Raw genomic sequence first — 21,804 nt, 5'->3', positions numbered from 1 at the left:
ATTTCCCTAATTTTTTTATTAACAACTCATTTTTCTCGATAACACACATGTTTATTTTACTACATTATTTTAATTATAACACACTCACTGACTAAATTACTGAATTTATAATAAAAAATAAAATATTCTTTTAAAATAAAATAATATTTTTAATTATAAATATTTCATTACCTTTTAGGTTAAACTTCTTAGTAGATATATTAAGGAGGAGATTTTGTGTCAAAAATTAACTGTGGTGTTTTAAATTGTTCCCATAATGACGAAAACATATGTTACGCTAATATCATAAACGTTGGTGGAAAAAATGCTAGAAAAGACTCTGACACTTGTTGTGCTACTTTTTTAGATAGTATCGTCTATAGCGATCTTACAAATATCGTACATTCTAATAGTAATGGGTGCGATGTAGTTTCTTGTAATGTAGGCACTTGCATATATAACTCCAATGAACTGTGTAGTGCTAAATCTATAGAAGTTAATGGTGAAAATGTTAATCTGTACTCTGAGACTGACTGCTTAACTTTTAAAACTAAATAATTATATGACTTTAATAAAAATAAGGATGCTTTAGTATTGCAGCTAAGGTATCCTTTTAACTATTTCTTAATCCCATTACCTCGCCACTTGTTAGGTAACGCCACTTGCCTATCTCTATCCCATCAACTTTTATATCAACAATTCGAATACGCTCTAGTCTTACAACTGTATATCCAAAAGTTTTACTCATTCTACGAATTTGTTTATTTAATCCTTGCGTTAGAATAATTCGAAAAGTATCCTCCGATATTCTACTAACTTTGCAGGTTCTTGTGTTAATACCGCAAATTTGAACTCCTTTTGACATGCCCTCAATGAAATTATTGTCATACGACTTATTTACAGTTACTATATATTCTTTCTCATGTTCATTTTTAGATTCTAAAATATTATTTGCAAGTTCACCATCATTAGTCATAAGTATTAGCCCCTGAGATGACTTATCTAATCTACCAACTGGAAATATGTACTCTGGATAGTTCATGAAATCAATTATATTGCTAGCTACTGTTTTTTCTGCAGTGCATGTAACCCCTACTGGTTTATTAAGTGCAATATAAATTTTATCTCTCATTAAAACATCCTCATTATCAAGAAGAATATTATCCTCTTTCTCTACCCACTGCCCAGGAATGCATTGCTTCCCATTTACAATTATTCTATTTTCCTCAATAAGTTTATTTGCTCCTGTTCTTGAGCAAATACCATAATTACTAAGAAGTTTATTTATTCTCATAATAACTCTTTATCCTTCCATTATAAAATGTAGATATATGTTTACATTTATCTATATATCTATCTATATATGTATATGTATTTACAAATATACATTTACATTTTAAACTTTCTTATAGTCATTATACATCATAATACCCTATAGTTTTTCCAAACAAATAACTCATAAGCAATCTGCTTATGAGTTATTTGTTGATAGATATTAAAATTTACAACTATTAATTAGTTTGTTCTAGCATTTTATCAATTACAACTTGTGTAAACTCAATTGTTCCAGTGGTACCACCTAAATCGCAAGTTAAATGTTTTCCTTCTTTAAGAACAGCAACTACCGCTTGTTCTATTTTATTCGCAGCCTTTGCTTCTCCTATGTGTCTTAGCATCATAACTGATGATAGAATACAAGCAGTTGGGTTTGCTATGTTCTTTCCTGCTATATCTGGAGCTGATCCATGAGCTGGTTCAAACACTGCACCTTCTTCGCCGATGTTTGCTCCTGGTACTAGTCCTAATCCACCAACTAGTCCTGCTGCCATATCAGAGAGTATATCTCCGTATAGATTAGGCATAACAAGTACATCGTATTTCTCTGGATTCATAACAAGCTTCATGCTCATTGCATCAACTATAACATCGTAAAATGCAATATCTTTGTGAGTCCCTGCTATGTTTCTTGCACATCTTAAGAATAATCCATCAGAAAGTTTCATAATATTTGCTTTATGAACAGCTATAACTTCTTTTCTATTTTGTTCTTTTGCTATTTTAAAAGCATATTCTACAATTCTGTCACTAGCTTTTTTGCTTATTATCTTTATACTCTCAGCAATATCCTCTGTAATCATATGCTCTATACCTGCATATAAATCCTCACTATTTTCTCTTACTATTATTAAATCAACATTTTCAAATCTTGAAGGAACCCCTTCAAACGTTCTTATAGGACGTATATTAGCATAAAGGTTCAATTCCTGTCTTAATGTGACATTAACACTTTTAAATCCCTTACCTACAGGTGTAGTTACGGGTCCTTTAAGTGCAACCTTATTCTTTTTAATGCTCTCTAAAACGTAAGGGGGCATAGGAGTACCAAACTCTTCTATAACCTCTGCGCCCATACGTACTATTTCCCAATTAATGCAGACTCCGCTTTTTTCTAGTATTTTAACGGTAGCTGTGGTTACTTCTGGTCCAATTCCGTCTCCTGGTATAAGTGTAATGTTATGTTTCATTATTCTAGACACCTACCTTTTTCTTATTTTTCATAAGATTTATTAATCCACCGTGTATAAGCATCTCTTTTTCTCTTTGAGTTACTTCAGGGAGAGTTTTATACTCCGATCCTTTTGTTATGTTTTTTACAATAACGAGACCTTTTTTTATCTGATTTGCTGCATCTTCAATGACTAATTCATCCATCATATCTATATCCTCATAATCTTTAACGTCATTAAATACCAATGGAATTATAGCATTATTAATTAAATTAGCTTTATGAATTCTTGCAAAAGATTTTGTAAGAACAACCTTAACTCCTAAATAAAGTGGTGCAAGTGCTGCATGTTCACGGCTTGATCCTTGACCATAGTTTGATCCCGCAACTATTATTCCACCATCATATTTTTTAGCTTTTGCTGGAAATTCTGCATCGCTAGGTGTTAAACAAAACTCTGCAAGGTATGGAATATTAGATCTAAATGGAAGCAATTTAGCATTAGATGGCATTATATCATCCGTTGTAATATTATCCCCTAACTTAGTTAGAATTTTACCTGTAACATTTCCTATTAACTCTTTTGCTTTAGGGAATGGCTTTATATTTGGTCCTCTTTTAACTATTATATCTTTTCCATCTTCCGCTGGGCTTATTATTAAATTATCATTAATAACAAATTCTTCTGGCATATCCACTTTAACAGCTTCTCCAAGTTCTCTAGGATCTGTAATATACCCTTTAAGTGCAGACGCAACTGCAACTTCTGGGCTTACAATATAAACATTAGCAGATGTTGTACCAGATCTACCTTTAAAGTTTCTATTAAATGTTCTAAGGGACACTGCACCAGTTGAAGGCGCTTGACCCATTCCTATACATGGCCCACATGCACTTTCAAGTATTCTTGCTCCGGCGTCAATCATATCTCCAAGTCCACCGTTTTTAGATAACATATTTAAAACTTGTTTTGAACCTGGCGCAATAGCAAGAGACATGTCCTCAGGTATATTTTTACCTAGAAGTATTTTTGACACTTTCATCATATCAACATACGATGAATTAGTGCAGCTTCCTATTAATACTTGATCTACTTTTATATCCTTTAGTGATGATACTAAAACTACCTTATCTGGGCTATGAGGACAAGCAACAAGTGGTTCTATTTTACTTAAATCTATTTCAACTGTCTCATCATATACTGCTCCATCGTCCGCTTTTAACTCTACAAAATCTTCTTCTCTATGTTGCGCTTTTAAAAATTTATATGTTATGTCATCACTAGGGAAAATTGAAGTTGTAGCACCGAGTTCTGCACCCATATTTGTAATTGTTGCCCTATCAGGTACGCTTAGAGTTTTTAACCCATCTCCTGCATATTCAAATATTTTGTTAACTCCACCCTTAACTGTTAAACGTCTTAATACTTCAAGTATTATATCTTTAGCCGCAACCCAAGGGCTAAGTTTTCCTGATAAATTAACTTTTACAATTTTAGGCATTGTTATATAGTATTCTCCACCACCCATTGCAACAGCTACATCTAATCCTCCTGCTCCTATAGCTAGCATTCCTATTCCGCCACCTGTTGGAGTATGACTATCTGAACCAAGTAAAGTTTCTCCTGGAACTCCAAATCTTTCTAAGTGGACTTGATGACAAATACCATTGCCTGGTTTAGAAAAATATATGCCATGTTTTTTTGCAACAGTCTGTATATATAAATGATCATCTGCATTTTCAGGACCAGTTTGTAAAATGTTATGGTCTATATAAGCAACAGATTTTTTAGTTTGAACTTTATCAATTCCCATAGCTTCAAATTGTAGATAAGCCATTGTACCTGTAGAATCTTGAGTTAAGGTTTGATCTATCTTAATTGCAATCTCAGTATCTGTAATCATTTCACCCTTAACCAAATGAGCTTTAATTATTTTTTGTGCAACAGTATATTCCATAATATCCCTCCATTTTTTAAATGTAAATATAGACTATAATCTTTAACATATATCAAAATTCCTCAGCATTATGTTTTTTTGTACTTAATTGTGGAATAATTTTTTTTGTAATTAATTCTAATTCTTCACTTTTCATTACAGTACTTCTTCCAGTCTCATATTGCTTATCTACCCAATCTTTTATAACATTAATTCTTTCATCTTTTTTATCAATTTTATCTAAATCTTTTAATCTATAATAGGTATTAACCCAAGCTGCAATACCTGCATGCCCCGAGTGTTCGTTAACTGCCACAATAATTGGCCTACCTAATATTTTTTCAGTATCAAAAATATTGTATATTTCTTCATCCTTTAATATTCCATCTGCATGGATACCCGCTCTTGTAACATTAAATTCACTACCAACATAAGGTGTCCTAGGTGGAATACTATATTTAAACTCACCTTCAAAATATTGTCCAATTTCACTTATAAGCTTAAGATTCATATTTTTTACATTTCCTCTTATTTGACCATATTCTACAATCATTGCTTCAAGTGGACAATTACCTGTTCTTTCACCAATACCGAAAAGTGAGGTATTTATTGCAGAGCATCCGTGAAGCCACGCTGTAGTAGCATTGGAAACTACATTATAAAAATCATTATGTCCATGCCATTCAAGATATTCCGAGGGCACTCCACCATACTTTATTAATCCACTAATTATCTGTGGTACACTCCTTGGTAATTCCGTACCAGAGTATGGCAATCCAAGTCCTAATGTATCGCATGCCCTAATTTTTATCTTAATACCAGATTTCTTAGATAGTTCCATAAGTCTTTGCACTAGTGGTATAACAAATCCAAAGAAATCAGCTCTAGTTATATCCTCAAGATGGCATCTTGGAATTATTCCATTTTCTAATGCTTCTTCTACCAATGAAACATATAAGTCCATTGCCTCTTGCCTTGTTTTATTAAGCTTTTTGAATATATGATAATCAGAACAGGACATAAGCATTCCCGTTTCCTTAAGTCCCATATCTTTAACAAGCTTAAAGTCTTCTTTATTAGCTCTTATCCATGATGTTACCTCTGGAAATTCATATCCTCTTTCTAAACATTTTCTAGCAGCATTTCTATCTTTCTGAGTATATAAAAAGAACTCCGTTTGTCTAATTATACCCGAATTATTGTCAAGTTTGTGTAAATAATCAAATATTTTAACTATTTGCTTTTCAGTATAAGTATCCATAGACTGTTGACCATCTCTGAATGTAGTATCCGTAATCCAAATATCATCAGGTATAGACATTGGAATCTGCTGACCTCCAAAAACAACCTTAGGAATTTCTGAGTATGGGAATATCTCTTTAAACAACATAGGCTGTTTTTCATTCACTAACTTAAAATCATTTGTTGCAATCTTAAACTCATTATTATTTGTTAATTTAAACTTATTCACTTATTCTCCCCCTTCTTAGTCCTTCCTTATTTGCATCTTTAGCCACTGCATATAATTCTAGAATATATGCATGTTACATGTGCTGAAATTTCATTTAATGCTAATTATATAGCTTTCAAACAGTTTTGTAAAGATATTTTGCAACATTGTAGAGCATACCCACCATTTATCAAAATAGTAATTCTTAAGGAAATTAAAGAAAAGAGCATACTCAGGTTTCCCGTCGTATGCTCTTTTTACTTATAATTTAATTTTCAAATTTAACTATTTAATCTTTATACCTGCCATATGATTGTTAGCACCATGGCCTACTTTATCAGCTTGAGCCTGTGTTATAGTTCCTGCATTTACAAGAGCTTTCAAAGCACTTATATGAGTACCCTTTTTACTTTCCATGTATGATTTGCGCTCTGCAGCAGTCATAGTTTTAGTCTTTTCCATTTCAACTTTGTTTGCAGCTTCCTGTGTAACTATAGCTGCTTTAATTTTATCTGATTGATCCTGAGTTATAGTTTTATCAGTTACAAGTTTTGCTAATTTGGTCTCCATTTTCGCTTGCCTTTGAGTATCCATTTGACCCTTCTCATTAGCTTTTAGAGCATCAACCTTTGCCTGAGTCAATATGTTATTATCAACTAAGTCTTTATATACATTAGTTTTTATTTTATTATCTGTGGTTTTAGTTTTTTCATATGATAACACTTTATCACTTTCACTCTGCGTAATAATATTTGAACTAACACCTAATTTAAGTATTGATTCTAGCTTAACTCCACCTTTCATATCTTTTCCGTGTTTACCTGGACCACCTATTGCACCGAAAGATCCTACTTTATCAGCTTGAGCCTGTGTTATAGTACCTGCATCTACAAGAGCTTTTAAAGCACTTATATGAGTAGTCTTGTTGCTATCTATATATGATTTGCGCTCTGCCTTAGTCATAGTTTTAGTCTTTTCCTTTTCTACTTTGTTTGCAGCTTCCTGCGTAGCTATAGCTGCTTTAATTTTGTCTGATTGATCTTGAGTTATAGTTTTATCAGTTACGAGTTTTGCTAATTTAGCATCTAAATTTTTTTGTCTCTGCGCATCCCTTTGAACCTGCTCACTAGCTTTTAGTGCATCAGCCTTAGGTTGTTTAACCTCAATTTTTGAAGGTGTCTTCACATCTGTCTTTGTTGATTTAATACCTGTTGCAAAAGCTAGACTAACAGAGGATAAAAGCATGCCTCCGGTTATTATTCCAGTTATTATTTTAGTTCTTAAAGCTACACTTTTCATATTATTTGCTCCTCACTAATTTATTTTTTTGTTAATGTCTATACTTTTATTATAGGCACCTCTTATGTCAACAATGTGTCAACAACATGTTACTTTCGTGTATTTTGTAACTATAATATGAATATTACTTATCAGTCATAATTACTTTCATTCGTTGGTGTGACATTTTCATTTTATATTTTATATTTCAAAAATAAATATAGCAATATGCATTACATTATATTGCTTTTAAGGTATAATAAAGGAATGTTATAAAAAAGATAAATATATTTTAGAATGGGTGAAGTAAATAATGGATGAAAAATTAGGAATAATTATTTGTAAAATTTTCTCTGAAGAACTTAAATTTATAATAAAGGATAATAATATTAAGAATGTCGAAATTTTAGAATTTACACCAGCGTGTATCTATGGAAATACCGGCCATAATGAGCAGTTAGAAGCAATTAATAGTTGTCAATCAACCTGTAATAAAATAATTATTATTGGTGGTAAATGCTGTACAAGTTTAAATAAGATGGTGCTTGATAGTGAAAAATGTAAAATACATAGACTTGAATACTGTTTTGAATTATTCACTAATAGAGATATAATCGCTCATTTTATAAGTGAAAAATCATACCTTGTTACACCAGGTTGGCTTAAAAATTGGGAAAAAAACATTGAAATCTTAGGCTTTGATAAAGAACAAGTGAAAATTAAATTCCTAGATACAGGCATTTGTGATGATAGTTTAGAAAGACTTCATAAATTTTCACAATATGTTAATATTCCTTATGATTGCATTTTTGTAGGATTAGATTTTTTTAGTATGTTTATAAAAAAAAGCGTAATCGAATGGCATTTTGAATGTGAAAGAATGAAATCAACTTTGCTACTTGCGAACACAAATATACAATTTGCTGATCATAAGTCAGCCAAACAGCAACTTTCATACATTCTAAATAACATTCATGAGGGAGTATATATCATAAATTCAAATTATAAAGCCATATTTGTAAATAAAGCTGTAGAGAACTTGGTGAGTCTTAATGATTTTAGAGATATTATAGGTAAAAGCGTATTTGATGTTGTCCCCGATGAATATCGTGAAATTGTACTTAAAAGATTTAAAAATATACTAGATAATAAGATATCAGCACCTTTAATTGAAGAAAAATTTATAAAATACGATGGCTGTATTATAGATGTTGAAATATACTCTAGTGCTATTAAATATGAGGGCAATTGGTGCATACTTAGTGTGGTAAGAAATATTTCAGAACGTAAAATCTCTGAGAATCTTAAGTTGAAAATTTCCGATCAAAACAAGCTTATAAATGATGCAATGGAATATGACAAGTTAAGGAATAATTTTTTTTGTAATATATCCCATGAACTTAGAACACCAATAAATGTACTTCTTAGCGCATTGCAATTACTAAGTTTGGATGAAACAAATCACCCTACCGTTAAAAACGAAATGAAAATAAAGAAATATTATAAAATAATGAAGCAAAACAGTTATAGATTGTTAAGGTTAGTAAATAATTTAATCGATATTACCAAAATTGATGCAAGATATTTCAATCTTAGATTAAAAAATGAAAATATTGTATCTATTATTGAAGACATAACGCTGTCCGTAACCGCTTACGCTGAACGTAAGGGGTTGGAACTTATTTTTGATACTGACATTGAAGATAAAATAATGGTTTGTGATGCATATAAAATTGAAAGAATAATATTAAATATTCTTTCAAATGCAATAAAATTCACTCCGCTAGGAGGGAACATATTTGTGAGCATTACAGAGAAAGATTGGGGTATATCGGTATCTGTAAAGGACACAGGTGTTGGAATTCCTACTGATATGAAATCGTCTATTTTTGAAAGGTTCGTACAGGTAGATAAATCTCTTTCAAGAGACAGAGAGGGGAGTGGCATCGGTCTTTCTCTTGTAAAATCTCTTGTTGAGATGCATGGCGGAACAATTAGGGTTGAGAGCCAATATGGTAGTGGCAGTGAATTTATAATAGACCTTCCTGAGACAGGTTTACCAGAGAATCAACCGTTTATTTTAGATGCAAATATAGCTAAAATAAGTGATATAGAGAGGCTACAGATAGAGTTTTCAGACATATACGATTAAAACTGTTAAAGAGAATAGCTATAGACTTGATATGAAAGCTAAAAATACCCCCTCAAATGGATTTTACAACTTTTATTGTTGTGTCCATTAAAGGGGGTACAATTCATATCTCTAACATTTATTAATGTTATACTTCTATGTTTTTAGTTTCAGTACTAAAAATTTCTTTTTTCTTCCAAATAAATATCCCCATAAGTGTAGGAAGTATCAATGAAAGAATTATAGCTGGCTTAAATCCAGTAGTTACAATTGAATATACGATATTTGCTACTGTAGCAATAAAATACATATATATTCCCAATTCTTTCTTCATTAAAATTAAAATAACGCTTATTATTACTAGTAATGCAATTACTAAACTGATAACTATAGTTGAAGTGGGTGTTTCAGGTACCCCTGCTGCTTTACTGATAGCTTTAATCTTATCCGTAATAAATAAACTAGTGATTAGACCTATTGCCATAAAACCCATTAAAACTAATTCAATAATTGATACTGTTTTTATACCTGCGCCTACTTTTGGTTTTTGAACATTTTCCATAATTTTACCTCCGATAAATATATTTTTAAAATAATATAATAATGACTTTCGCCAAAATTTAACTTTTAATTGTAAATCGCCTTAATTGGATCCATTTTCGATGCATTAATTGCTGGTATAATTCCAAAAATTATTCCAATAATAACGGAGATTGCAGTTGCTCCTATAACGCTTGCCCCACTCATGACTGGAGGGAATGGCATAAATATACCAATTATTTTACAAAATATAAATCCAAATAATATGCCAAGTAAACCACCAAGCCCTGTCACCATAATCGCTTCTATAAGAAATTGAAGTAATATACTTTTAGGTTTTGCCCCAATAGCACGACGTATACCAATTTCTCGTTTCCGCTCAGTTACAGAAACATACATTATATTCATTACACCTATTCCCCCAACGAATAAGGAAATACCACTAATCAACGCTATGAAAGCAGTTAAATAACCAATAATTTGTCCAAAGATTTTAGTCGCTGCCTGAGGATCCTGAAGCTTATACTCGCCTTTTAAATTAGGATGAACCTTAACAAGCTCATTTTTTACGTTTTCAAAAACCTTATCTTTATCTTCACCAGCTTTAATATAAACATCTAAGCTTGAAATAGTTGTATCTGTATTCATATTTTCTTTTGATTCCTTTGAAATATAACTTGTTTCCCCCGTTAGAGAAAATGCACCCTCTTCTTGCTTAACTCCTATTACCTCGTAGATAACTCCATTTACTGTTATTCCACAACCTATAGCCTTTTCTGGAGATTTAAAAAGTTTTTCTGCTACTTTATAACCCAATATAATTAACTTTTTATCATTTTCACTTTTTTTAAAAGAACGACCATACTTAACATTTATTTCTTTACCATCATAATCCTCTAGCGTAATGTATGTTTTTTTATCAAAATACGTAGCGTCGCCTGATGTAAATCCTCCCATCCCACCCATATCCTTTGATGCCTCAGCCTTCTCTACTCCAGGTACTGTTTTAAGATAATATGGATCAGATTTACTAAAGGATTCAATCAAGGTTAAATCCACATCCTTGTTTTCTGGTTCAAAATTAACATTTATTTTATTTGCGCTCGTGTCTGCCATAGATTCATTCATTTTTACCTTTAGCCCATTACCAACTGACATAATAGTTATTACAGAGCTTATGCCAATAATTATTCCTATCATTGTGAGAAAAACTCTCAATTTATGTGATTTTAGACTGTATACCGAAGTTTTGATTAAATTTATTATAGACATATCTAATCCACCTTTGTTATCTCTCCATCTTTTAAATGGATTACTTTGCTAGCATATTTAGTTAAATCATCATCATGTGTTACCATTATTATTGTTTTATTTTCTTCATTAAGTTTCTTTAGTATATTCATAATTTCCTCTCTGGTTTTACTGTCTAGAGCACCTGTTGGTTCATCAGCTAAAATCAAGTAAGGATTGTTAATGAGAGCTCTCGCTATTGCAATACGTTGTTGCTGTCCTCCAGATAATTGCGAAGGTGATTGCTTCTCTTTATGAAGCAATCCTACAGTCTCTAAATATTTTTCTACCCTACGAGCTCTTTCTTTTTTAGGTATATCAGTACCTTCTTTATAAAGCAAAGGAAGTTCAACATTCTGACCAATACTTAAAGCATCTATCAAATGAAACTGTTGAAATATAAATCCCAGATAACTATTTCTAAGTTCTGATCTTTCATTTTCACTAAGATGAGTAACATCCTTGCCATTAAATTCATATTTTCCATTATCAAAATGGTCAAGGAAACCAAGAAGATTTAAAAGCGTAGTTTTTCCGCTACCTGACTTTCCCATTATCATAACAAAGTCACCTTGCTCTATAGTTAAATTTATATCCTTCAATACGTGTAATTTAGAATCCTTTAATTTATAATACTTATTAATATTTGTTAACTCAATAAGATTACTCAACAGAAATACCTTCCTTCATATCTTTAGTAGATTTTGCTATACTGTCATTTTCATTTAACCCAGTAAGTACAACAACTTCAGGTGTTGTAGCTTTTTTATAAGTTATTATTTGTTTTTTTAACTTTTTATCCACAACCTTGAACACGTATTGCTTTCCATCTTCCTCAAGTATTGCACTCTTGGGTATTCTCATCTCGCCTTCTCCTTCAAGCTTCACTGTTGCTTGTACATGAAACCCATTTACAACATTTTCTTGAGAATCAAGTGCTATATTTGCATCATAATAAGATACAGCAGAAGCTCCACCTGTAGACCCTTGCGCCCCAGCCATTACATCTGGCGTAGCTGGACTATTCCCTACACTTTTTATCTTTCCAGTTATGGTTTTATTTATAGCGAATATAAGTATATCAACTTTTTGATTTTCCTTTATCTTTGTTTGATCCTTTTCATTAATATTACCTTTTACATAAACTGTAGTAGACTCTATTACAATATATGGTTTTGTCATATCTTTAGAATCACTTAATATTACTTTTCCATCTATCGGAGCTTTTATAGAAGTGTATTCTTTATCTCTTAACTTTTCGACTACATCCTTGGAAGTATCGATTAAAGTTTGCACAGTATCTATTTGCTCTTGATATCCATCTAATTTAGCCTCAGTAGCCGCTACGGGTGTTTCTCCCTTCTGCTTTGCTTTTTTATCAACTAATTTCTTCTTTTGATTATCATTGTTAGTAATGCTTTGGTTTTCCTTATCTATTTGATCTGTAACCGAATCGTTTTTGTATGTAAAAAGAGAATCTCCCTTTTTTACTACTTGTCCATTAGTAACCGAAACCTTATCTATAGTTCCTTTTGTTTCATCTCGAAATATATTTTCCGTTTTTTCAGGAACAACGATACCATTTACGAATATTTTGTCTTTGGCCGGTATCGTATATACCTCTACTGCTTTCCCTTTATTACCTGCTGAACCTTTATTGTTTTTAGCTGCGTAACCAATAATTCCAGCTACTATTATTACACCAATAATACTAATAAAAATAATATGTTTCTTTTTCATATATTTCCCCCCATAAATGCATATTAAGTAAAAAACTTAACTGTTATCTTAATACAATTTTACTCTATTTCTCTTGTTTTTACAATTTTTATATTCACGAGTCAATAAGTGCTCACATATCAACATTCTACTATTTTACTAGTATTTTAGAATAAAACAATACAAAAGTCTTATAACGTACCTTTTGACTCCTAAACGGAATAATATTTGTGAGCATTGCAGAGAAAGGTTTGTACATATAGATATAGCTGCTCCTGGGATTGAATACTTCTTCATAGTTAATCAGTGATATTCTGGTAGTATCCTTAGCAATATTTGTTCTATTGTTAAAAATCTGTAGTGTTATTAAAAATATACGAAACAAAAAAAGAAGCCTTTCAGCTTCTAATTGATAATAGTATAATAACTAAGCTACCCTATATAAATAATCTTTTAGTCATAACCTTATTTATTCTTTATGAATCTTTAATGCATCAAAAGAATTATATTTTTCAAATATAAATGTAGCCCCGTAGCCACCTCGACCTATTACATTTTCATTGCCTTCCTTAAGTACAATGTTATTATCTTCATCGGTGTATCCTAATTCAAAATCATCTAATAAAATTATTAATTTTTGTTTATCTGTCATTTTTTCCACTCCTCACCGCTATAATATATACTATATTATACCTTATTGACATTTAATGTTCAATTAATTGCCAAACTCGAATATGAATATTATTAATGAGGCCTTATGTTTAAGTTTAATTTGCTCTTAGCCGATATAACAGTAATAATTAACATCACTAAAGATATAATTGTAATTATGATAGACTGATATAGAACACTACTAACAAAAAATCCGATTCCACACAACGGACAAAGAAATAAAACAACAAGAGGTAGTGCCCAAGTAGCAGCATTTCCTGTAGCATTAATATATACCGTTAATGTAGCAATAAATAGCGTGATAATCCAAAGTGCCGAACAATACCTCACAATTCCACGATTTTTAATTATTCTGCCAACTATTAAAACGAAAATCCAAATTGCTATATATGAAAATGTGACAATCACACTTCTTATTGTTGCTGGACCTCCCATTTTTAAATCGAAAAAATTCAAAACCATACAGGTAATAACATTCGCAACAGATAAAATAACCGTTGCAACAGATAAAATAGTTATTAAGGTTCTCTTGTTTTCCATTTTATAACCTCCCCTTATTTATGTTTATAAAATTCAATTAAATAATTTATTAATATTAGTCGGTAAGCTCCTTAAGCCTTTTATTTATATATTCATGTTCAAAAGAAAAACATATTCTTCTATGATTGTTATCCAAAATTCTGTAATGCTTTGATATCATATTTTGTTGAACTGTGAAACCATTTTTAGTGTCTATATTTTTCCACCATATTCTCCCACCAAGTGTTGGAATGTATTTTTTATCGTTATTTGGAAATGATAATGAATGAATAATGTCTTCAACATCTCCTCCAAAAGTTAATTCCAATATCTCGCTATCTCTAAAGATAACACATACTGCAATCGCAACTGCCCAACCCAAACTACTTCTTTCTTTTTCCGCTTGCACTAGTGTTTTTTTAGAAATTCCGAGTATTTCTGCCATTTTATCTTGTGTATATCCTTTTTCGGTTCTTATAAGCTTTACTTTCTCATCCACTTTTTTTATAAATTCAATCCTTGTCATAAATGCATCACCTTTCAATTAGTTTTTAATATTGACTGTATTTTATATTCAGAATGCATATATCCTTATAGTGTAATTATACACCATAAGGATATATTGGCAACTTTTTTTAAATATACTAAATTAAATGATTAGGGTTAAATTTAATCTTCTATATAAAAGGATAGATAAAAAGCTCCACCTAGGCCTGAACACCCAAGTGGAGCTTATTAAAATGTTTTATATATATTTCTCGGTTTCTTTACTTTCTTTAAGTTCATTAACTAAATGTTTAATCTCCTGATCCTTATTTTTGTCCATTACGAGTATTACATCTCCCGCATCAACAATTATAAGATCCTTTATACCAAAACCAATTATTAATCTATCTTTACCAAATACTGAGCAATTTTCGCTCTCTTCCATAAATGTATTACCCAAAACATTATTACCACGTAAATTACTTAGAAATCTTGAAAGTGCTGCAAACGTCCCTATATCGTCCCATACAAAATCGCATTTTATAACAAATGCCTTTCTGGTTTTCTGCATTATACCAAAATCTACTGATATCCCATCAATCTCATTATACTGTTCTTTTATTACATTACTTTCTTCATCAGTCTCTAAAGATTGATATATGGTCATTAATCTTTTATACATCTTAGGTAAATACTTTTCCATTTCACGTAAATACACATCTGCTCTCCATACGAACATACCGCTATTCCAAAGAAAATTACCTTTTATAAGCAAATCTTTTGCTACTTCTGAGTTAGGTTTTTCTAAAAATCGCTCTACTCTAAATGTAGGCATATCTGCATTTACCCTATCGCCCATTTCTATATAACCGTAACCAGTCTCTGCTCTTGTGGGCTGTACCCCTATGGTTACTAGACCTCTTTTTTTATTTGCAATTTCAACTCCTTGTAATACTGTTTCTTTAAACTTCCTTTCATTTTCTATATAGTGATCTGAGGGTAACACTATCATGGTTGCTTCCTTGTCTAGTTTTAATAGTTTCGCGGCAGATAGACCAATACACGTAGCGGTCTCTTTATTACTTGGTTCTACAAATATATTTTCTTTTTTAATCTCTGGAAGTTCCTCACAAATTTTATCAAAGTACTCTTCATTAGTAACTACATAGATATTTTCATTGCTAACCAAACATTTTATTCTATCCACAGTGCTTCTTAAAAAGCTCTTATTATCAATAATATTTAAAAACTGCTTTGGGTTTTGGGCACGAGATAGAGGGTAAAGTCTTGTTCCTTTTCCACCTGCTAAGATTAGTACGTATAACAAAATACCACCCCAAATTATTACTCATTTTATTTTATGAATTACATGTCTATGTTGTGAGAACAATTTTTATGTCAAAAAAATAAAAGCATGTAAAATAAAAAGTATATTTTCATTTTACACGCTTTTAACATTTTTATTTATTTTTCATCCAAAGCACTATGTTCTTCATCCAAAACAGTTTTTTCTTCACCAAAAGGCGAAATAAATTCAATGTTGTCGTTTAGCATTTTGTCTCCGATTTTTTTTAACAATTCGAAGTCGTCATATTTTTCAAGGCCATACTCTTTTAAAATAGACGTTTTATCCTTTTTACCATGACCTGGTATATACTTCGAGAATGTTCTAAATAATTCTTCTCTAAAATACTTTGCATCTATTTTAGGGAAATACGGCAATGGACAAAATCCATATTCTTTAGCATTTTCCACACCATTAATGTCATATCTAAAATAATACTTTCCAGTTTTTTTACTTAATTCCCCTACATTAAATGATTGACCTTCTTTATTTTTCCACATCATACATATTGTACTTCCAGATTTGCAAGTCATTCTTCTCACCCTCTTATTAAAAAAATTATAGTATTATTATATTGTTATGGTTATAACTATATAACAAATATTAGTATAAAAATTCAAGCAATACTAATTTTCTTATCTACCTTAATTTCTTAATTTTTTAATCAACTTCTCCATAACTAATGTAGGATTTCTATAAAATTCACTAGCACGTATCTTATAAAACTCCCATCCAACTCTCTCGAGGCACATCTGCATTTCATACTGTTTTTTCCAGTCATAATCTTCGTCGCCAGTCATTCCAATACATTTCACTGCTATTTTTTTATAAAAATCATCGCTAGAAGGTATAGACAAGTCTGTTTCTACAACGAAATCTATAATATATTTTCCTACTTTAACTTTTGGTGTAATCTTATACCCATTTTCTTTTATATGTCTTCCTATATTTTCTTCAAAATCATTTAATAATAAATGTTTCTCAGATTTAATCTCTCCCTTTGGTTCATTCTCATCTATACAATATTTTAATAAAGCATATCTAACACACTTATCATTAAGGTCCTCTAAATCTACTGAGTGAAATAACCACATTTGATTTCTAGCACGGCTAGCTGCTACATTAAATCTTCTTATATCAGAGTCTTTAGTTAAAGCTGCAAATTTGGCATTGTTTGCAATAACCATAGATAAGAACATTACATCTCTCTCGTCACCTTGGAATGAATATGCATCTCCACATATAAGCCTTCGCTTCAAAATTTCCTCCATACCGAGTTTATCCACTAACATACTTAGTATTAATTCAGCTTGGACGTCTCCTAGAAGCGATATTACCCCCATACTCATGCCTTTATACCTTTCGTTACTACAGCACTCTAATATCTGTGCTACGATCTTCTCTGCCTCTAATACATTTATAGCCTTGGTTTTGTCCTTATATCCGCCTATCACTTTAGACGTTACTATAAATGGTCCAACTTTTTCTTTTTCTTCTATTCGCCTTAAAGGTATTATTTCATTGGAGTAACACAATTCATTACTAAATCCAATTATCTCTGGTACGCATCTAAAGTGTTCCTTTAGTAATAACCTGCTCGGAAATACTCTTAAGGCAGTATTATACAAACTTGTCTTTAAATCAAACCACTCAGCATGTGGAATATCCTCTAAATAAGTACTTATAAGTGTTTCAACAATAACATGATCTTTTCCAATTGCTTCAGGACTTATTTGCTTTTCATCCCCTACAATAATCGCCTTTTTAGCCCTCATTAAAACGGTTATAGCCGATATATCACTTTGACTGCTCTCATCTACGATTATAACGTCAAACAAATTATCTGTTAGCTTCAAATTCTCCATAACTCTATTTATTGGCATTATCCATACAGGAATTACATCCTTACAATTATCCATTTCCTTTTGTGCGATTTTTCTATACTTTACTGCCTGAGTACCCGTACCTTTCCCTATCCTTTTTATAGCTTCCATCCATGTAAATAGACTTCGTTTCTGTGCCTCTGTAGTCCTCTCTATTTGATTAAACCAACTTCTTTTAGAAACAAGATCTCTTATAATTTGTTTTTCTTTACCTTTTTCCCGGGCAATATCTTTCTCTAATACTTCTATATCAACCTCTTCTAATTTTTGTAAATAGTCATTCCATTTTCTCCACGTCCATGCCTTTTCAAAACTTAAACTCTCTAAATCTTCTATGGTTTTATCTTCATCATTTATAATATTTTCAAGTAATAGGGGGCAACACATTTTCAATTTATAACATAATTTTTTTAACTCTAACGCATTATGGGCTATCTGCATTAGTTCTCTGATCTCTATATAAATAGCTTGTACACCCTTTAAGCTTCTTATATTTATAGCATGTTGTAATTTACCTAAAGAGCCATCATTATTAAAGGTTGTCTTTATTTCTTCCATTTTTAGGTTTAATTTATTATATCTATTTATGTGCTTTAAACTCTCAAACTCATTTTTGAGATGAACATAAGTTTCTTTATCATACCAATAAGAATCACTGGTTGAATTCTTTCCATTCAAGTTTTTATCTGGTAAAAAATTAATTATGTTATTTTTAAAGGTTTTGTCCCAATTAATAATTTCGTAAATCTTCTTAATATCATCTACTATTTCACTTACATAATTTAAATTTGTATCATCGATAAGTTTTCCACCATATTCTTTTACTGTGTTATTCCAAATATTTTTAAGTTCTCTCTCTACTAGCTGCAGTTTTATATATAAATCAACCACAATTATTTGCTCGCTTGTATTTATACACTCATAATCTACCTTGCAGCCCTCGAATATATATTTAAGATTCCCATGAAGTATTTTAAAGAGACCTCCTAGTTTACCTTTTTCGTTAATTGTTTTTGCTATAATACCAAAATCATTTTTAAATGTGTTTATATCAATGATTGATGGCAACTCCAATTTATGATTATTTAATTCTTGTTTTAATTTACTTATCTCTTTTATATATTCATTACCTTTATGTGCTAATTGTTGCCACAAACCTTGTTGCTCACTATTAGAGTAATAACTTTTCATAACATTACCTAACCAGCTATTATCAAAACCCTCGAATTTTTCTATTGCATCATCTACCAGTTTTAGTAATCTTCTATTTCCATAATCTATAGAACTTACACTATTTAAGTCCTTAATATCATCTTCATAAATATGTTTTTGCTGCCCTAGTTTAATTAGTTCCTCGATATCATCACATAACTCTTCTTCCCTTGGAAGTATCGCTATGTATTTATTTATGTTATCTATTTCATCTATTTGCTGTTTTGTAATCACAGATGACAATGTAACTAGCCTTTTAAATTCTTCAGAAGTTAAGAGTTTTTCTTTATTAAAATCAAGATTATCTACTATCCACGAATGATTAACTTCATTATCTTTAACCCACTTAGCCATATACATCAGTGTATACTTTTGACCCGCATATTCTATCTTTTCATTCTCTCTGTCATCAATACATTTTAGCTCTTTATATAACCTTTTCTGCGACTCAACACAATTATTGTGTTTATATTTTAAAAGTTTTATTTCCTTACGCAATTCTTTAGTGTCCATAGATAAACTTTCTGTTATTTTTCTAACAGACTCATCCAATTCTTCCAGAGACTTAGTATCATTTCCTAGTATGCTAATGCATAATGCTCTAACCTCTTCTGGTATTTTATTAGACAATACCCTTAGTGCCCTATCTGTTTGACTTGTCACTAATACCCTTTTGCCATGAGCCAAAAGATGACATATTAAATTAGCAATAGAATGGCTTTTACCAGTACCTGGTGGCCCCTGTATAACTATGCCAAAGTTTTCAGAAAGTTTTTTAGTTATTTCCATTTGCTCTTCATTTGCAGGTAGTGGAAATAATACGTCTTCTCCTACTTCCTTCCATTCATTAAAAGTCTGATCGTCTTGCGTTATTTCCTCTTCCGAGACAAGGGCCTCTACAGTTTTAGGAATATGGTATCCTGCTCTTACTTGTGATAACACGTCATTTAATTCCATATTCCAAAGTCTTGTGTCAACCTTTCGAAGTATTATGCAAGGTGCATTATAAAATTGTATATTAGTTTTAGTTAATATATCAGAATCACTACTTAGCTCATCAATATAGACATCCTTAGTATAAGAATTTAAAAGCATAGCTAACTCTTCAAATATTTTTGAAGCTATTTTAATATTTCTTACATCTAAAGCCATATCTTTTGCTTTATTTCTAATTTTTAGTAAACTATCTAGATTTACCTCCAAATACTCATTTAAAAATTCAAGTTCCACATTTGTTTGATTATTATATGGTTTTAAAGTGAATCTCTTTTTCTTTGAATCAAATTTTATCTCCATTTTAGTAGTAAAGATAGGATGAATTATTTTTTTATCCTCTTTTTCCCAACTTAGTAATCCATTTGACCAAATTATCTCTAGGTCTTCACTGTTTTTTTCTAATTGTAAATATGTTTTTTGAAATTGATTATATAATTTTTCTGCCCTCTCATCTATACTTAACCAATAATCTTTATTATCATCAATATTAAAAGTACATCCACTAATATCTTGGAGTTCTTTTTCCCAATATACTTTTTCATATTCATTTATATTTCTTATAGTTTTTTGATTCATATTTTTAATACTGAGTAAATATGAGAATATTTTTTCTACTTTATCATTAATATTCAAGGTTTATTACCTCCAATTTATTAAAAATGTAAAAAGTCTTACTAAAACTAAAGTAGTTTTAATAAGACTTATATTTATTTACAAGAATCTCTCTCCACTATTCTATAAGGTAATACAAAATGTTTTTCTTCAACTACTAAATTGTTTATAGATTTTATAAGCATTCTCATACCAACAGAACCCATATCATACATTGGTTGAGATACGGTGGTAAGCTTTGGATAAAATGTTGAAGCTGAATAAATATCATCAAAACCCATGACATCTATCTTTTCTGGGACATTAATAGATTTATCTCTTAATGCATTTACTACTCCCATAGCTATTTCATCACTAGCACAGAATACAGCATCCACCTGGGCACCTGTATCTAATATAACATTAATTCCTGTATACCCGTCTCTAGCCTTAACTCCACCATGATAAACTAAATCTTTATTAAGAGTTATTCCCATATCTGAAAGTCCTTTTGTATAGCCTGTATATCTTTGAGATAATGCATTTACTTTTTCTATAGAAGTCCCTACGTATGCAATATTTTTATTTCCCTTATTTGCCAAATATTTTACTGCATCCGCTGCTGCCATTACATTATCAATAGCAACACTAGGGAATATACCCTGTTCATCTGCTGTCTCTACAAGAACCACTGGCATTTCTAATTCTTTTATTAATTCTATTACATTATTCCCTATGGAATTACTCATATATATAACTCCATCTATCATTTTCTCTTTAAGTATTCTTAAAGATTCCATTTCTTTTTCTACGTCTAAATCTGCATTACAAAGCATAATATTATAATTATAAATATTAGCTACATCCTCGCAACCCCTAACTATTTCAGGGTAAAACTGATTGGATATATCCGGTATAATTATTCCTATTGTACTAGATTTTTGTGTTTTTAAACTTCTTGCAACTATGTTCGGCCTATATGATAATTTTTTTATAGCGTCTTTTACCTTTTTCTTGGTGTCTTCATTTACAACATCTATGTCGTTTAATACTCTTGATACTGTTGCAATAGAAACTCCCGCCTCTCTTGCAACATCTTTTATTGAAGCAGCCATATTTTTCAACTCCTACTATTTTCTTATCTTATCATTATACTTATAAAACCCTTTCATTTCAAGCTATAATACGAACTTACACTAAAGTATGTCCCAATACAGTAATCTTAACCTATACTTTTTATTATTGCCAGTTAATATATTCCTTAATCGTA

The 21,804-nt window shown here is 30.8% G+C and carries 18 protein-coding genes; 2 read left to right on the top strand and 16 right to left on the bottom strand.

The features are described 5' to 3' along the window. The first annotated feature begins 216 nt into the window (after positions 1-216). Entirely contained in the window at positions 217-537 is a 321-nt protein-coding gene (locus tag A7L45_RS00885) for a DUF1540 domain-containing protein (protein WP_071611022.1), read from the top strand. Between the two features lie 55 nt (positions 538-592). Here A7L45_RS00885 and A7L45_RS00880 read toward each other — a convergent pair whose 3' ends face one another. From A7L45_RS00880 to A7L45_RS00860, 5 genes are all read right to left on the bottom strand, one after another. After that, positions 593-1,273 carry a pseudouridine synthase gene (locus A7L45_RS00880; RefSeq protein WP_071611021.1) on the bottom strand — a complete coding sequence of 227 codons (681 nt, stop codon included), beginning with the start codon at positions 1,271-1,273 and terminating at the stop codon, positions 593-595. A gap of 217 nt (positions 1,274-1,490) precedes the next feature. Next, the gene (locus A7L45_RS00875) at positions 1,491-2,504 is read right to left on the bottom strand and encodes an isocitrate/isopropylmalate dehydrogenase family protein (RefSeq protein ID WP_071611020.1); all 1,014 of its coding nucleotides are present in this window, start codon (positions 2,502-2,504) and stop codon (positions 1,491-1,493) included. A gap of 4 nt (positions 2,505-2,508) precedes the next feature. After that, positions 2,509-4,443, bottom strand: coding sequence for an aconitate hydratase (locus A7L45_RS00870; RefSeq protein ID WP_071611019.1), 1,935 nt, complete (start codon positions 4,441-4,443; stop codon positions 2,509-2,511). Between the two features lie 52 nt (positions 4,444-4,495). After that, complete coding sequence (locus A7L45_RS00865; RefSeq protein ID WP_071614810.1) at positions 4,496-5,812, bottom strand: beta/alpha barrel domain-containing protein; 1,317 nt, start codon at positions 5,810-5,812, stop codon at positions 4,496-4,498. A gap of 345 nt (positions 5,813-6,157) precedes the next feature. After that, on the bottom strand, positions 6,158-7,171 hold the full coding sequence (locus A7L45_RS00860) for a hypothetical protein (protein WP_071611018.1): 1,014 nt from the start codon (positions 7,169-7,171) through the stop codon (positions 6,158-6,160). 292 nt (positions 7,172-7,463) lie between these two features. On the opposite strand from A7L45_RS00860, the gene A7L45_RS00855 reads away from it, so the two are divergent. Beyond that, positions 7,464-9,302 (top strand): PAS domain-containing sensor histidine kinase, encoded by a 1,839-nt coding sequence (locus A7L45_RS00855; protein WP_071611017.1) that lies wholly within the window; start codon positions 7,464-7,466, stop codon positions 9,300-9,302. 127 nt (positions 9,303-9,429) lie between these two features. On the opposite strand, the gene A7L45_RS00850 is transcribed toward A7L45_RS00855, so the two are convergent. The 11 genes from A7L45_RS00850 to A7L45_RS00800 all read right to left on the bottom strand — a co-directional run bounded on the left by A7L45_RS00850 (position 9,430) and on the right by A7L45_RS00800 (position 21,649). Then, positions 9,430-9,843, bottom strand: a complete 414-nt coding sequence (locus A7L45_RS00850) for a hypothetical protein (protein ID WP_071611016.1) — start codon at positions 9,841-9,843, stop codon at positions 9,430-9,432. A 65-nt stretch (positions 9,844-9,908) separates the two neighbouring features. Next, the gene (locus A7L45_RS00845; RefSeq protein ID WP_071611015.1) at positions 9,909-11,093 is read right to left on the bottom strand and encodes an ABC transporter permease; all 1,185 of its coding nucleotides are present in this window, start codon (positions 11,091-11,093) and stop codon (positions 9,909-9,911) included. Between the two features lie 2 nt (positions 11,094-11,095). After that, a complete protein-coding gene (locus tag A7L45_RS00840) occupies positions 11,096-11,785 on the bottom strand; it encodes an ABC transporter ATP-binding protein (protein WP_207647769.1) in 690 nt (229 codons plus the stop codon). After that, the gene (locus A7L45_RS00835) at positions 11,775-12,851 is read right to left on the bottom strand and encodes an efflux RND transporter periplasmic adaptor subunit (RefSeq protein WP_071611013.1); all 1,077 of its coding nucleotides are present in this window, start codon (positions 12,849-12,851) and stop codon (positions 11,775-11,777) included. The genes A7L45_RS00840 and A7L45_RS00835 overlap by 11 nt, the downstream gene beginning before the upstream one ends. Positions 12,852-13,299: 448 nt before the next feature. Further along, a complete protein-coding gene (locus A7L45_RS00830) occupies positions 13,300-13,482 on the bottom strand; it encodes a hypothetical protein (RefSeq protein ID WP_071611012.1) in 183 nt (60 codons plus the stop codon). 92 nt (positions 13,483-13,574) lie between these two features. Beyond that, a complete protein-coding gene (locus A7L45_RS00825) occupies positions 13,575-14,042 on the bottom strand; it encodes a hypothetical protein (RefSeq protein WP_071611011.1) in 468 nt (155 codons plus the stop codon). A 55-nt stretch (positions 14,043-14,097) separates the two neighbouring features. After that, complete coding sequence (locus A7L45_RS00820) at positions 14,098-14,547, bottom strand: helix-turn-helix transcriptional regulator (protein ID WP_071611010.1); 450 nt, start codon at positions 14,545-14,547, stop codon at positions 14,098-14,100. Between the two features lie 219 nt (positions 14,548-14,766). Then, positions 14,767-15,834, bottom strand: a complete 1,068-nt coding sequence (locus A7L45_RS00815; protein ID WP_071611009.1) for a mannose-1-phosphate guanylyltransferase — start codon at positions 15,832-15,834, stop codon at positions 14,767-14,769. A 137-nt stretch (positions 15,835-15,971) separates the two neighbouring features. Then, positions 15,972-16,385 (bottom strand): HipA N-terminal domain-containing protein, encoded by a 414-nt coding sequence (locus A7L45_RS00810; RefSeq protein ID WP_071611008.1) that lies wholly within the window; start codon positions 16,383-16,385, stop codon positions 15,972-15,974. Positions 16,386-16,496: 111 nt separating this feature from the next. Then, positions 16,497-20,576 (bottom strand): AAA domain-containing protein, encoded by a 4,080-nt coding sequence (locus A7L45_RS00805; protein WP_071611007.1) that lies wholly within the window; start codon positions 20,574-20,576, stop codon positions 16,497-16,499. A 74-nt stretch (positions 20,577-20,650) separates the two neighbouring features. Beyond that, positions 20,651-21,649, bottom strand: a complete 999-nt coding sequence (locus tag A7L45_RS00800) for a LacI family DNA-binding transcriptional regulator (protein ID WP_071611006.1) — start codon at positions 21,647-21,649, stop codon at positions 20,651-20,653. Between the last annotated feature and the right edge of the window lie 155 nt (positions 21,650-21,804).

The sequence above is a fragment of the Clostridium estertheticum subsp. estertheticum genome (genome assembly GCF_001877035.1).
Lineage (GTDB): Bacteria > Bacillota > Clostridia > Clostridiales > Clostridiaceae > Clostridium_AD > Clostridium_AD estertheticum.
This window is presented reverse-complemented; position numbering and strand designations above follow the sequence as displayed.

Bases quoted from the DNA above. Each gene is read 5' to 3' on its own strand.
- A7L45_RS00855 (WP_071611017.1), top strand. From the start codon at position 7,464: ATGGATGAAAAATTAGGAATAATTATTTGTAAAATTTTCTCTGAAGAA.
- A7L45_RS00850 (WP_071611016.1), bottom strand. From the start codon at position 9,843: ATGGAAAATGTTCAAAAACCAAAAGTAGGCGCAGGTATAAAAACAGTA.
- A7L45_RS00800 (WP_071611006.1), bottom strand. From the start codon at position 21,649: ATGGCTGCTTCAATAAAAGATGTTGCAAGAGAGGCGGGAGTTTCTATT.
- A7L45_RS00860 (WP_071611018.1), bottom strand. From the start codon at position 7,171: ATGAAAAGTGTAGCTTTAAGAACTAAAATAATAACTGGAATAATAACC.
- A7L45_RS00875 (WP_071611020.1), bottom strand. From the start codon at position 2,504: ATGAAACATAACATTACACTTATACCAGGAGACGGAATTGGACCAGAA.
- A7L45_RS00845 (WP_071611015.1), bottom strand. From the start codon at position 11,093: ATGTCTATAATAAATTTAATCAAAACTTCGGTATACAGTCTAAAATCA.
- A7L45_RS00825 (WP_071611011.1), bottom strand. From the start codon at position 14,042: ATGGAAAACAAGAGAACCTTAATAACTATTTTATCTGTTGCAACGGTT.
- A7L45_RS00870 (WP_071611019.1), bottom strand. From the start codon at position 4,443: ATGGAATATACTGTTGCACAAAAAATAATTAAAGCTCATTTGGTTAAG.
- A7L45_RS00880 (WP_071611021.1), bottom strand. From the start codon at position 1,273: ATGAGAATAAATAAACTTCTTAGTAATTATGGTATTTGCTCAAGAACA.
- A7L45_RS00810 (WP_071611008.1), bottom strand. From the start codon at position 16,385: ATGACTTGCAAATCTGGAAGTACAATATGTATGATGTGGAAAAATAAA.
- A7L45_RS00830 (WP_071611012.1), bottom strand. From the start codon at position 13,482: ATGACAGATAAACAAAAATTAATAATTTTATTAGATGATTTTGAATTA.
- A7L45_RS00835 (WP_071611013.1), bottom strand. From the start codon at position 12,851: ATGAAAAAGAAACATATTATTTTTATTAGTATTATTGGTGTAATAATA.
- A7L45_RS00820 (WP_071611010.1), bottom strand. From the start codon at position 14,547: ATGACAAGGATTGAATTTATAAAAAAAGTGGATGAGAAAGTAAAGCTT.
- A7L45_RS00865 (WP_071614810.1), bottom strand. From the start codon at position 5,812: ATGTTGTTTAAAGAGATATTCCCATACTCAGAAATTCCTAAGGTTGTT.